The 13,118-nt window shown below is 41.8% G+C and carries 11 protein-coding genes; 1 reads left to right on the top strand and 10 read right to left on the bottom strand.

Annotation, left to right across the window (positions count from 1 at the left end; genetic code table 11):
* Window positions 1–18: 18 nt before the first annotated feature.
* From aroQ to topA, 3 genes are all read right to left on the bottom strand, one after another.
* Complete coding sequence (aroQ, locus tag NWP21_RS12295; RefSeq protein ID WP_280792950.1) at window positions 19–492, bottom strand: type II 3-dehydroquinate dehydratase; 474 nt, start codon at window positions 490–492, stop codon at window positions 19–21.
* A 3-nt stretch (window positions 493–495) separates the two neighbouring features.
* Entirely contained in the window at window positions 496–633 is a 138-nt protein-coding gene (locus NWP21_RS12290; RefSeq protein ID WP_280792935.1) for a hypothetical protein, read from the bottom strand.
* A gap of 606 nt (window positions 634–1,239) precedes the next feature.
* Window positions 1,240–3,891, bottom strand: a complete 2,652-nt coding sequence (gene topA / locus NWP21_RS12285; RefSeq protein ID WP_280792934.1) for a type I DNA topoisomerase — start codon at window positions 3,889–3,891, stop codon at window positions 1,240–1,242.
* A gap of 127 nt (window positions 3,892–4,018) precedes the next feature.
* Between topA and NWP21_RS12280 the strand changes: the two genes are divergently transcribed.
* Window positions 4,019–4,180 carry a hypothetical protein gene (locus NWP21_RS12280; RefSeq protein ID WP_271733248.1) on the top strand — a complete coding sequence of 54 codons (162 nt, stop codon included), beginning with the start codon at window positions 4,019–4,021 and terminating at the stop codon, window positions 4,178–4,180.
* A gap of 352 nt (window positions 4,181–4,532) precedes the next feature.
* Here the strand turns inward: NWP21_RS12280 and NWP21_RS12275 are convergent, their stop codons facing one another.
* The 7 genes from NWP21_RS12275 to NWP21_RS12245 form a co-directional block, all read right to left on the bottom strand.
* The gene (locus NWP21_RS12275) at window positions 4,533–6,065 is read right to left on the bottom strand and encodes a restriction endonuclease subunit S (RefSeq protein WP_280792933.1); all 1,533 of its coding nucleotides are present in this window, start codon (window positions 6,063–6,065) and stop codon (window positions 4,533–4,535) included.
* Between the two features lie 142 nt (window positions 6,066–6,207).
* Entirely contained in the window at window positions 6,208–7,641 is a 1,434-nt protein-coding gene (locus NWP21_RS12270; protein WP_280792932.1) for an N-6 DNA methylase, read from the bottom strand.
* A gap of 82 nt (window positions 7,642–7,723) precedes the next feature.
* Complete coding sequence (locus tag NWP21_RS12265; protein WP_280792931.1) at window positions 7,724–8,125, bottom strand: hypothetical protein; 402 nt, start codon at window positions 8,123–8,125, stop codon at window positions 7,724–7,726.
* On the bottom strand, window positions 8,109–8,408 hold the full coding sequence (locus NWP21_RS12260; RefSeq protein ID WP_280792930.1) for a type II toxin-antitoxin system HigB family toxin: 300 nt from the start codon (window positions 8,406–8,408) through the stop codon (window positions 8,109–8,111). Before NWP21_RS12260 ends, NWP21_RS12265 begins: the two co-directional genes overlap by 17 nt.
* Window positions 8,409–8,838: 430 nt before the next feature.
* Window positions 8,839–12,174 carry a type I restriction-modification system endonuclease gene (gene hsdR, locus NWP21_RS12255; protein WP_280792929.1) on the bottom strand — a complete coding sequence of 1,112 codons (3,336 nt, stop codon included), beginning with the start codon at window positions 12,172–12,174 and terminating at the stop codon, window positions 8,839–8,841.
* A gap of 155 nt (window positions 12,175–12,329) precedes the next feature.
* Window positions 12,330–12,512: a type I restriction-modification system subunit M N-terminal domain-containing protein gene (locus tag NWP21_RS12250; protein WP_280792928.1), complete on the bottom strand. Its 183-nt coding sequence runs from the start codon at window positions 12,510–12,512 to the stop codon at window positions 12,330–12,332.
* 226 nt (window positions 12,513–12,738) lie between these two features.
* Window positions 12,739–13,118, bottom strand: a 380-nt coding sequence (locus NWP21_RS12245; RefSeq protein ID WP_280792927.1) for a DUF4351 domain-containing protein, incomplete at its 5' end; no start/stop codon positions are given.

Raw genomic sequence — 13,118 nt, 5'->3', positions numbered from 1 at the left:
GTAATTTCACATGGTTCATTATAAATCGTTATTTCTGAGGTGATCCAGGAGGGCTTGTAAACCCAGCAAATAACTTTGCACACCAAAACCGCTGATTTGGCCGATAGACACCGGCGCAATGAAAGAATGGTGGCGAAAATCTTCCCGGCGATAAATATTACTTAAATGTACTTCCACTGTGGGTAGATTCACACCAGCGATCGCATCCCGCAAAGCCACACTTGTATGGGTATAAGCCCCCGCATTAATCAAAATTCCCTGATGTTTTCCTAAAGCCCCATGAATCTGATCTACCAAAGCCCCTTCATGATTTGACTGCACAGGAATTACTTGCGCTTGTAACTTCAAAGCTTCTGCTTCTAACAAGCGGTTAATATCAGCTAGAGTCAAGGAACCATAAATTCCTGGTTCTCGCTGTCCTAGTAAATTTAAATTGGGCCCGTGCAGTACTAAAATACTAATAATTGGTGAATACGAGTTCAATTTTTTCAGGTATTAACGACGACGCGATCGCTCATTGACAGGAATCGGAATTAGTTCCGGTTCCGGTTCTGGCTCTGGGCTTAATAAAGCTTCAATGAGCTTGCGTGCCAACGCTTTCAGCTTTTCTAGCACTTGATTTATATAGTCCATTGAACTGACTGCTCCTGAGATACTACCTCAATATTGTGACTAACGGCTACGCATAACCCGCGTATTTTCGCACCTCTTGATTGAGAACAGGCTGACAGTAACCGAGCCTTCCTGGAAGTGAACTACTTCTAGAATTGGCTTTTGTCATCAACCCTACCTTTTAGAGTATCACATTACGACCTTTGACACCTCCGGCTGCAAAGTCACAGGGATTCTTGCTTTATCCTTCCTTGCGAGACTTTTCCCAGTCTCTAGGTTGGGATAAGTCCACAAACCCACACCAAATCCCCCAAAACTTAGATGGGGGATTTAAATAAATTCTTAAGCTTCCGCAGTTGAGAAAACCGGGTATTTGTCAAGAGTGGGCGATTTTCTTGACTCACTTATGTCAATCCTTGTTAACTTAAGTATAGGTTTGTCTATAAAATAGTCAGCTTAGGACTAGCTCAGAGGATGTTTGATAAGTTTTCAACAGGTAATTTTATCTTAGGGAACACCGAACACACAAAAAACAATTATATCCAGTCACCTTTCCCTGATAAAGGGAAAGGTGAGGGAGGGGTCAAACAATAGTTGATACACTAATCATGACTTACTAAACATCCTCTAAGCTTCTGGATCATTTTTTTTAGTGCGAGTCTGGGATGATTTAGCAGTTGACTTGGTGCGAGATGTGGTAGATTTACTCGTCTTGCGAGTAGATTTCTTGGTAGTGGCTTTGACTGCTAATAATTCTAGGGCTGTAGATAGGGTGATATCCTCTACCGAATGACCTTCTGGGATGCTGGCATTAATTTTGCCATGCTTAATATAAGGACCATAGGGGCCATCATAAATATTTACTGGCGTACCTTCATCAGGGTGCATACCCAATTCCCGTAAAGCTGTCTTGGAATTGCTACGGGTAGATCCGCGCCCCTTTTTCGCTTCAGATAATAACTCCAATGCTCTTTCCAGGGAAACTGTCAGCACATCATCACCAGCTTTGAGGGAGCGATAATCTTTTCCCTCCTTACCCTGGTCGTGAACAACATAAGGACCAAAGCGCCCCAAACTGGCTTTAATTTTACCACCTGTGACCGGATGAACTCCCAATGTCCGGGGTAGAGACAACAGACCCACAGCCATCTCTAAAGAGACATTTTCCGGTGTGACACCTTTGGGTAAAGAAACTTGTTTGGGTTTGGGATTTTCCTCTGTTTTATCACCCAACTGCACATAGGGACCATAAGCACCAATTTTGAGATAAATGGGTTCACCAGTTTCAGGATGGCGACCCACCTGGTCAGGTCCTGCGGTTTTTTGTCGCAGCAGTACTTCTACCTGTTTGGGGTCAAGGTCAGATGGTGTCAGGTCTTTGGGAATGGAAGCAGTAACCACAGTACCATCATTCTCCATTTCGATGTAGGGGCCATATTTTCCAATACGGACTTTAGCCTCTAAATTTTCTAATACTATGGTTCTGGCAAGAGTGGCATCAATTTGATGTTCTTGTTCTTTAACTAAAGTGTCTAAACCTTTGTCTCCCAGATAAAATTGTCGTAAATAAGGTAACCAATTAGCCTCCCCTGTAGCAATGTCATCTAAAGTTTGTTCCATCTTGGAGGTGAAACTGGGGTCTACAATATCCGGGAAATACTTTTCTAGAAGATTTGTGACAGCGAAGGCCGTGAAAGTAGGAATCAAGGCATTACTCACTAATTGGGCATAACCCTTATCGATGATTGTACCGATAATACTCGCGTAAGTACTAGGGCGGCCAATACCTTCACTTTCTAGAGTTTTCACCAGGGTGGCTTCAGTATATCTAGCAGGTGGTTGGGTTTCGTGACCCACGGCTTCTAAGTCCGTACAATTGGGATGATCCCCCACTTTCAAACTAGGTAAAATTACTTCTTGATCTTCCAAGGCCGCCTCTGGGTCATCGGAACCTTCTACATAAGCACGCAGGAATCCAGGAAAATCAATCCGCTTACCAGCAGAACGAAAGCCAGCATCTTCAACTTGCAACTGTACAGTAATTTGGGTTTGGCGACAGTCAGCCATTTGACTAGCGACGGTACGCTTCCAAATCAAGTCATAAACAGCCAGTTCCCGACCGCTTAAACCAGTTTCTTGGGGAGTACGGAAAGTGCTACCAGCGGGGCGAATGGCTTCGTGGGCTTCTTGTGCGCCTTTAGATTTGGTGGTGTATTGGCGGGGTTGGGGACTGAGGTAGTTTTTACCGTAAAGTTGTTCTACACAGCTACGAGCGGCGGTGATTGCCTGATCAGACAAATGTACTGAATCTGTCCGCATATAGGTAATATACCCTTGCTCATACAAATTCTGGGCAATCCGCATAGTGTCTCTGGCTGAGAGGCGCAGTTTACGGTTTGATTCTTGTTGGAGTGTGGAGGTGGTAAAGGGTGGCGCTGGTTTACGTGTTACAGCCCGTTCATCGATGTTGTTGACATTCCAGGTTTTCCCCGTCAGCCTTTGTTTGAGGGCGATCGCTTGGGCTTCGTTAAGTAACAAGACATTGCGCCCGGAGGTAATTTGTCCCGTGGCTGCGTCAAAATCACTACCAGTGGCTACTTTTGTTCCTCCCAGTGTCACTAACACAGCGCCAAAGGCGGTTTTTTCCTGCACTAAGTTAGCTTTTAAATCCCAATATGTACCTTCATGGAAGGCTCGCCGTTGGCGCTCCTTGGTGACTAAAAGTCTCACAGCTACTGACTGTACTCTTCCAGCGGATAATCCCCAGGCGATTTTTTTCCACAGCAGGGGAGACAGGGTATAACCCACTAATCGATCCAAAATCCGCCGTGTTTCTTGGGCTCGAACTAACTCCTCATCAATATTGCGGCAGTTTTTCAAAGCTTTTTTAATAGCTTCTTGGGTAATTTCGTGAAAGACCATTCGCTTAGTCGGAACTTTTGGCTTGAGCAGTTGGTATAAATGCCAACTGATGCTTTCACCTTCCCGGTCTTCGTCAGTTGCCAGAATCAGTTCATCTGCTTCTTTGAGGGCTTCTTTAAGCTGGGTGACAACTTTCTTTTTGTCTTTGGGGACTACATACACCGGTTCAAAGTCGGCTTCTACATTTACCCCCAGCTGGGCCCACGGCTCCGCCTTCACAGCGGCGGGAATTTCCGTGGCAGATTGGGGTAAGTCACGGACATGACCCATAGACGCTTCTACCCGATAGTTTTTTGGCAGGTAGTTGCGAATGGTACGAGCTTTGGTCGGAGATTCGACGATGACGAGAGTTGACATGGAAATTTCAAGAAAAAGAGTAGCTATGCTAGCTAAACAGTCAAATTGATGTGATTATGGCTACGCCACTCAAGCTATCGGTGAAATGTCAAGATAAAACGTCACGCTTAGGGCTGTGATTTAATCTATGGCTACGCCACGCAAGCTATCACACGTTAGTCCTCACCAGATGAAAATACACCAAGCTAATGGCGCGGTTCTTCCTAGAGGATGGGTTGGGGAAATGCTGGCGATGAATCACCAGCTATTTCAATCTTTAACTTATCTAGGGCAGAATTGGCGAATCTAGTTTATAAAATCCCCCTCAAGTTTCATCAGGTGACGGTGGTCGGTGAGCGGAGTCGAACTGTTGACGGTGGTCGGTGAGCGCAGTCGAACCGTTGACTGTGGTCGGTGAGCGGAGTCGAACCGTTGACTGTTGATGGGTCGGAAGCTAAGAGGATGTTTGTCAAGTCATGATTAGTGTATCGAATATTGTTTGACCCCTCCCTAACCCTCCCCTTGTAAGGGGAGGGGACTGGATTTGATTGTTTTTTGTGTGTTCCCTGTTCGGTGTGTTCCCTGTTCCCTAAGATAAAAATTACGGGTGAAAACTTATCAAACATCCTCTTAGAGGATCGCCTCTGTATGCAAAGGGTGATCTATGATTCTATGGTGTTGGTTTGTTTGTTGAGTTTAGTAGTTCTTTTACTTTTTGGTGTGCTGGGGTTTAATTTTTCTTGCTCGCTTCTAATTCGTTCTAGCAATAGGGATGCTGGTTCATCGTTAGGGTCTTGGGGGACTAATTCACCCCGGAAGGCTTTGGCTAGGATTGATTGATTTAGTGTTTCTAGTTTCTCTGTTGCTTGCTGGTAATTTTCCCTTATTAATTCAACTTGGTGAAGTATGTATTTAATACACTCAACTACCTTGATTTGTTCATTAATAGGAGCTAAAATTAATGGTATTTCACGTACTCTTTGACAATTTAGTGCTTGTGGACCAGAACCACTTCCTAATTCTCTAGTGGATGCGTACTGGTATTGAAACCAATACCAAAGATATTCTGATACAACCAGATCATGATTTAAAATAATAGCTGCAATATTTTGATTAATAGTGGCTTCAATCTGCAATATAGATGTTTGCCCCCTAGTTTTTCCCTGTCCTATCATTGCTAGTAAAACGGTTCCTTTGGGTAATAGCCTAACAGAACTATTTTTATATCCAAGTTCTGTAATTTTTTCATGAGTCTCATAAATGATATTATTCGCAACTTCTCCTGAACTTACCCAAGGGATAACACCTTGCCAATATTCTTCTACATTTCTAGGAGGTGTGCTTCCGTTACATACATTTCCAATACTATTAATTTTACAGCTAATCCATGTTTTTGGTAAATATGCATATTGTTCTTCATCTAAGAATATAGTTTTTTCTTCATAAGCTTTTTTAACTGTAGAAATTTCTCTAGCAGTTTGAGCTAGTTCAAATCTTTTCTTCCTAATCCTCTCTAGTAAAACTGAAGCAGGTTCAACGTCTGGGTTTTGTTCGCGCCACTCTTTGGTTAAATCACCTCGGAAAGCAGCAGCAAGGACAGACTGACGAAAGCGATCGCACAATTGAGGTATACTTTCTAAGGCTGCTTTTGCTTTTTGAGTGCGATCGCTTAACTCTTCTATTTTGGTTACTATGCGTTTCTGCTCGTTTAGTGGTGGGAGGGGGATTTTAAACTCAGAAACTTGTTTTAAGTTTATATTTTGAAGCCCTACACCTCTACCACTTTCCTGTATACTTTTTTTCAACAAATGTGATGATAAAAATTTCGCTATATAATTACAACAAATTGGTTTCACTAATCTAATAATTGCCAAAGCTTGATTTGTATTAGCTGGCAAATCATCTTTTTTTACAACAGCTACACGTCCCAGTGTACCAGCAATTGAAAACAATACATCGTCTTCTTGTAGTAGCGACCTTGCTAAAGCTTCATTTGCATCAAAACCAATAAAAGTACACAGTTCGTGATTTATGTAACCATTATAAATACTCTCAACTTTCACAAAAAGAATACCTTTTTGAATAAAGTCAAAACCAAGTGATGTAGGAGTAGTCCCTTTAGTAATGCGATATGTAATGTCAGATAAAGTAACTTTACGCCAACCTTCTGGTAATTCTATTAACTCATCACTCATACTTTATATATATCTCTAAGATTTAATTCTCTATATTGGGTTTCCCCCCTTCTATTGCTTAACACCCAAGCTTGAGCATCTTCACCAACTAAAAGAAAAGAAACTTTACCTTTAATTCCTTACCATTTACCTCCTTCAACCCCTAGGAAAAACTCACATCATCCCCATTCAGTAACATAACTAAAGCTTCCATCTCCTGAGTTGCAAATTGCAGTTTTGCTAAAATCTCACCAGCAATTACCTCTGGTTCCGGTAAATCCCCAGATTGTAAACTATCATCCCGTAACCAGGAAATATCTAAATTTTCATGACGTTGTGTAATATACTCCCTGGTAAAGCAGCGAAAACGCCCATCTTCACCTAAATCTACCCGGGGACTATCACCATTAGGGTCATCCCCATAGCACTGCTCAAACTCAGTAAAATGGTTACGAGTCAGAGGGGAACGTTTACCAAAGCTCGGCATATTAGTACGCATATCATAGATCCAAACCGCTTTAGTGTTATCTTTCTCCGTCGTCCCCCGTTGGAAAAATAACACATTAGTTTTCACACCCTGGGCATAAAATATACCAGTTGGTAACCTGAGAATAGTATGTAAATTACATTTATTCATCAAATCAGCGCGGATAGATTTACCTTGTCCATCCTCAAACAGCACATTATCAGGTAAAACTACCCCTGCTCTTCCCCCTGGTTTCAGTGATCTGTAGATGTGCTGTAAAAATGCCAGTTGTTTATTAGAGGTGGAATAGGTAAAATCATCCCTGGAAGGTAACCCCCCTCCTTTTTTTGTGCCAAAGGGAGGATTAGTAAGAATGACATCGGCTTTGGGTAATCGCTGTCCTGTTGAAGAAAGGGTATCACCTAAATTTACATTACCTTCAATCCCGTGTAACATCATATTCATCAACAGCAAGCGGTGAGCATCTTGCACTAACTCCATACCATAAAGTGCTTGATGCTGTTGAAAGTCTTGCTGTGCTTCTGTCCAGTCAAAGGGGTCATGGTGTTGACGAATATAGCGATCGCTTGCAATTAAAAACCCACCCGTACCCGCTGCGGGGTCTTGGATTAACTCTCCTGGTTGTGGTTTGAGCAGGTCAACCACCGAATCAATTAATGGTCTGGGGGTAAAATACTGACCCGCGCCAGATTTCTTCTCATCGGCGTTTTTTTGTAACAGTCCTTCGTACAAATCCCCAAACTCATCTCGATGGTCAGAGAACCAATCTAAATTATCAATACTGGTTAGTAGTTTTTTGAGGATGCGGGGTTGCTTGAGGGAAGTTTGAGCATTAGCGAAAATTGTCTGTACTCTTTGAGAGGAATTTTTAGAACCTAACATCAATAAGAGCGATCGATAAAATTCCAGTTGGTCTACCCCATTCTGAGCAACTAAATCACCCCAGCGGTAACCCTCTGGTAATTGCTTTTCTGCTCCTGTTTCCTGAGCCATTTTCAGAAATAGCAGATAGGTTAACTCTGTGACATATTGTAGGTATGTAACGCCATCATCCCGTAAAACATCGCATAATGTCCACAGCTTTTGTACAATATCAGAGGTAGCTACCATAATTCAGATCAGGATTTTCCCAGGATTAACAGCGGACAAGATAGTTAGTTAGTGGGCTATAGCCCAACTACGAATTTAATTATTATTCCATAAATAAACTAGATTCTACATAAAAAAAATCTCCCAGCTTCCGGGCTTGTTCTGCATTTATTTTCTCTTGTCCACTCAAAATATTATTAACTATATCTTCTGTCCCTAAAACCGGTACTAAATCCTTTCTAGTTTTATCAGATTCCTCTAAAAGAAATAATAACATAGAACCAGGATTATTCTGCTGATTAGGCTGATAATATTCTTGTTCAAACTTCTCAATTAAAATAATTAACAACTGATAAACCTCATTTTCTTCAGGAGTGCGCTCCCGGTGCATTAAATCTTCTACCATCGCTAAAGCTTGATCATTTTCTGCTTCAGTTTTGATCAGCTTGGGAAGATAAACTGTTAATAATTCCTTGTATTTATCTGGATTAAAAGTAAGGGTCATCTTTCCAGTTCTCCTTATCATATTCGGCGTGAGTGAGGATATACTTAATATAAATTAACTGCCCTTCATAATCTATACTAACAATTAAGCGATATTTATTCCCCTTAATATTGAAAACAGTAAAATTACTAACAGCTTCTGCTTTCGGGAAAACCTGCTGTACTTCCACTAATTTTGACCATTTGGCTTTTACAGCCACCTTATACCAATTGTTCAGAGCTTCCCGACAATCTGCATGGTTTTCTGCATATTCTCTTAAGATTTTAAAACTAATAACGTGCATCGTCCCTAAGAGGATGTTTGATAAATCATGATTAGTGTATCAACTATTGTTTCACCCCACCCTAACCCTCCCCTTGTCAGGCTATCCATTACCCACATTTTTCTTAATAATGTTGAAACATTTATGTGGCAACGGTTTCAACGCTTGAAAATTTCCCTACTCTTGACAAAATGTACCTTATTCTTCTTGATAAAATCCTTATTTTATTGATAATCATCAACGGAGGATTAAGGTTTGGGGGTTTGCGAGCGATCGCTCTCACAAATGTTAAGAAAGATCCGGGTAATGGATAGCCTTGTAAGGGGAGGGGACTGGATTTGATTGTTGTGGTGTGTTCCCTGTTCCCTGTTCCCTAAGATAAAAATTACCTGTTGAAAACTTATCAAACATCCCCTTGAATATCTTAGTTGGCTTTGGAACTTTGGGGGAGCTATCCAGCTACATCCCAAATATTTTCATGGATTTGGGTGATAATACCCTCTAAATTCCCATCAAAAACCTGATTAAGTCTGTTAAATCCCCCATGGGTTTTAAACGCTCCTTTATCCAGAGCTTCCCGATCCACAATTGTTTCGGCCTTAATCTGTTTACCAATTCGTTCTAACCACTGACGTTGGGGGGGTGTCCAACTCCGACTAGACAGGACTTTGTTTATGGCCTGATCTACCCGTTCCGAATAGGGTTTTAAAGCATCGCCTAAAGTAGCTTGACGAATATAGCCTATAATAGAAGCTGCAATTTCTTGATTATTTGTTTCTCTCCATGCAGTTTTGAGGTTAGTTTCTGTATATCCTGCTGCATCTAAGAGGATTCGCAGTTCTTTGAGTTGCGCTCTAGTCAACTCGCGGGGACGCTGTGTCACAACTATCAAAGCGGGAACCTGATTAATGTTATCTGTTAAAAAAGCCTTAAAGCTCTCTAAATAATCTTGGGGACGTTGAGCATTACCATAACTCTGTTCAATCCCCACCAACTCATCACTATGACGGGAAATTAAAATGGGTTGAGTTCCACCATCCCGACGGTCTAGAATTTGGGCGATCGCCTTTCTTTGTTTCCACCATTCCTTTACCTGGTCTGGTGTACTTCCCTTGAGATGGGGAACTATATTTGATAAGGGGATTCCGGCGATCGCTTCTAACTGTTCTCGACTGTTAGGGGATAAATGTTTGCATTGGCGTTGAATTTTCGCCAGTAGTTGGTTAATAACTAGTTCTAAATTTTCCGGGGTGTGGACAGTTTCCAACTCCTCCACCAATTGAGTAAAGGAAATATTGGGGTTAACCACCACAGGTTTCATAGTAGACACAGGGGCGATCGCCTCATATAAGCGCACCGCATCAAAAATTCTAAATACCTCTTTGCCAATATCATCACATAGACGGGTCGCCCTGCCTAACATTTGTTCATAGAGAATCCGGGAATTAACTCGCCGAATAAACACCAGATTACAAATTGAGGGAACATCAATTCCTGTGGTCAGCAAGTCTACAGTTACAGCCACTTTGGGGTTAACTTCATTGCGTAACTTCCGAATTAACTCTAAGGGTTTATCCGCAGTACCTGTAATTTTAATTACTGCTTCATCCTCTATGCTGCCGTATTTATTCTTAAAAGCTTGTTTAAGTTCCTTAACCACAATATCTGCATGATAATCAGTCACACAGAAAACCAAGGTTTTTCCTGGTAGGGATGGATCAATATACTCGGCGACAGCTTCACAGACAACCCGGTTAAAATCTTCTGTAATTACCTTGCGGTTAAACTGTTCTACTTCCAATTTTACGTTATCAGGGGCATTAACTAAATCAAGTTGCCCAGTTTGAGGATTAAAAAACTCCATTTCCTCCCCGGCTTGCCAAGCTATCCCCTCTTCAGATAACCTGGTGCTAATCTTCAAAGGCTCTTCGTGGTCAATTAACCAACCATCGATGACAGCTTCTCGATAGCTGTAGATGTAAACAGGTTGACCAAAAATTTCTGAGGTGTGGAGTGCGGGGGTTGCAGTTAAACCAATTTTTACAGCGTCGAAATGCTCTAACACCCGACGGTATTTTGATACATAATCCTTAAAGTCTCTAAACTCCAATTCGCGATCGCTTAATTCCCGATCTAGTACATAGCCCCGGTGACACTCATCCACTACAATACAATCATACTGGTCTGGGGTAATTACAGATGCACCATCACCAGGGTAGAGAATCCGCTTGACCATACCTTGTACCGTAGCAATATGAACCTTAGTATCCCTACCTGGTTCAATATCTTTTAAGTTTTTAATCTCGAATATATCAGCAAAAGTTTGTAAATTCTCCATGGAAGAATCTTTAAAAGCATTGTCAGCTTGTTCACCTAAGGCGCTACGATCAACCAAAAATAAGATCCGCCGAAATCGCTTAGTTTTGAGTAGACGGTAAATTAAAGCAATACAGGTTTTAGTTTTTCCTGTACCTGTGGCCATTGCTAAGAGTAGTACCCGTTGTTCCCTAGCCAAAGCGGACTCTACAGCTTGAATAGCAAGAATTTGATAATCACGTAGTTCAAACCCATACTTAAACCCTTCTTGGCTTAAACGGTGATTTGCCTGATCAATATCTTGAGCTAAAACATCTAGTAAACCTTCAGGACTATACCACCCGGTGAGGCATACTCGCAAATTAGTAGGACGACGCAAATCACAAAACCAGATTCCGCTCTTAGTTTCCAGTTGCTGTAAATATGGTCTACCGTTAGTAGCAAACACAAAAGGAACTTTGTACCGTTCCCAAGGACCACCAGCAAACACCTCCTCCCCCAATACTTGAAACCCTTCGCTGTAGCGTTTAGCTTGGTTTAATGCTCCTTGGGAAACATCCTTACTTTGACGTTTCGCTTCTACTACTCCCACAATCTGCAACCCACAGAACAAAGCATAGTCAGCGGGTCCATTAGCTGTGGGATATTCTGCGATCGCTAGGTTTCTTCCCTTTTCAGGACGGACCCCATTTTGATAAGTCAATTCTTCGGTGTCTGCTTCCCATCCCGCAGCTTGTAATTGAGCATCAATGAGTTTTCGGGTTTCTTGCTCATCCAATAACACCCCAATTTCCGCAATCTGTGCTTGGGAAATAGTCCGCTCAATGGTTTGTTGTGATTTTTCCTTCCCTTGAGCTTGGATTCCCACCAACTGACTCACAACCTCTTGGGTTTTAGCCTCAGCTTCCCGGGCTAAATCTTCCGCAACTATGCGCCGTTGGGCTTCTATTGCTGCTAATGCTTGCGCTGCTTCCACTGCTGAAAGTTGCTTTTTTACCTGATCTCGCAAGCGTGCTAATTCAGCTTTGAGGGTCTGGGTTTCTATAGTTGGGTCAGGTGGGGGAATAAACGGACCGGGCGCAAATTTAGGATTATCCCCAAATACCCGATGAAACCAAATTCCCAACGCACGAGCATATTTTAGCCCACTTAAGGCCAGTCGGTGATTTCCTGAAAGCTCATGGGTTGCTGTATTACCAATTTTACGCAGTTCATGGAATAGTTGGTCAACTTCTCCCTTGACTAACCCGCGATCGCGCAACCGATTGAGCAAATTAATCTGGCGTTCATCCTCTACCTGATACAGTCCTATATTCGCTGCTGCTAATTGGGCCAGCAATTCACCAAACTGGCGTAATTTAATTAAACAGGTATTAGGGTCATCTGTAAAATATCTTTCAGCTAGAGTACCTAATCTTACCAGTTGTTGATTATGGACTGCTAGGAACGAAAAATTTAACGACTCAGACATTAGTTATTAGTTCCTTGGATAACTCCCTCACAGTAATTATACGGTACTTAGGGATTATGCAAACAGCTTGTATTTTTAGTCTAAACTCCAGGTACCCGGTAGGTGCAAGATGTGAGGAGCAGGGGTGAGGGCTGGAGTTTTAATTATTACAGCTATTACAGCAGATGGGGAACTTCTATTATTAAAGCATCTGGGACACTAGCATATTTATCAGATACATATTTGACAGATAATAATACTAATACATAGTCTTTATATTGAGATGCATCCATCCCCCCACGGAGTTCATCACAGCTTTTCCACAAAGTACTATAAAGTTCGCTTTTCTTAATTGCCATTTTGTATCACCTTATCCATATCTCATACCTTTTATCCATATCTCATACCTTCAAGTTTGATTTTTTTTCTTAAGAATCAATAAACTGACGACCACACAGCCAAAACGTTTGATATTATTATTGCGACTGCAACCAATTTACTCAATCCAAAACATTTACGAAATAAACTTGCAATTCGCTGTAAGTGATGATACCCCAAAATACCGGTTATTTTGGGGTTCAGTTTCTACTTATTACCTAACCAGGACTGCAAATCTAACAAACTGGTAAAGTCTAATAAAGCCTCACCCAGATTTTCTAATTCTTCCAATGATAAATTTGCCAATTGTGCGCCTATATCTGGGGGTAGTTCTCCCACCCTGCGTGTAAGTTGACGTATAACTAAACGTCGTTCTCCTATTTGTTCCCCTATTTGTTTCCCTCGCAGTTCTCCTCGCCGTTCCCCTATTTGTTCTCCTTCCTGTTTCCCTTCTTCGAGAATTTCTTGGTAAATTACTGACTCGCGCATCATACCCTCCCGAAATAGTCTTCTAATTAAATCCTTCTTAAATTTTAACCCGGCTAAAATTTGGGTGTAAGCCGAAATTTCAGGGCGCTGGGTTGTCT

Source organism: Anabaenopsis sp. FSS-46 (genome assembly GCF_029891665.1).
GTDB lineage: Bacteria > Cyanobacteriota > Cyanobacteriia > Cyanobacteriales > Nostocaceae > Anabaenopsis > Anabaenopsis arnoldii.
The sequence above is the reverse complement of the archived record's forward strand: the minus strand, read 5'-3'. Positions and strand labels throughout refer to the sequence as shown.

Excerpts from the sequence above, each read along its gene's own strand:
- topA (WP_280792934.1), bottom strand. The coding sequence starts at position 3,891 with ATGTCAACTCTCGTCATCGTCGAATCTCCGACCAAAGCTCGTACCATT.
- NWP21_RS12250 (WP_280792928.1), bottom strand. The coding sequence starts at position 12,512 with ATGGCAATTAAGAAAAGCGAACTTTATAGTACTTTGTGGAAAAGCTGT.
- hsdR (WP_280792929.1), bottom strand. The coding sequence starts at position 12,174 with ATGTCTGAGTCGTTAAATTTTTCGTTCCTAGCAGTCCATAATCAACAA.
- NWP21_RS12265 (WP_280792931.1), bottom strand. The coding sequence starts at position 8,125 with ATGACCCTTACTTTTAATCCAGATAAATACAAGGAATTATTAACAGTT.
- NWP21_RS12280 (WP_271733248.1), top strand. The coding sequence starts at position 4,019 with ATGGCTACGCCACGCAAGCTATCACACGTTAGTCCTCACCAGATGAAA.
- NWP21_RS12290 (WP_280792935.1), bottom strand. The coding sequence starts at position 633 with ATGGACTATATAAATCAAGTGCTAGAAAAGCTGAAAGCGTTGGCACGC.
- NWP21_RS12275 (WP_280792933.1), bottom strand. The coding sequence starts at position 6,065 with ATGAGTGATGAGTTAATAGAATTACCAGAAGGTTGGCGTAAAGTTACT.
- NWP21_RS12270 (WP_280792932.1), bottom strand. The coding sequence starts at position 7,641 with ATGGTAGCTACCTCTGATATTGTACAAAAGCTGTGGACATTATGCGAT.
- NWP21_RS12260 (WP_280792930.1), bottom strand. The coding sequence starts at position 8,408 with ATGCACGTTATTAGTTTTAAAATCTTAAGAGAATATGCAGAAAACCAT.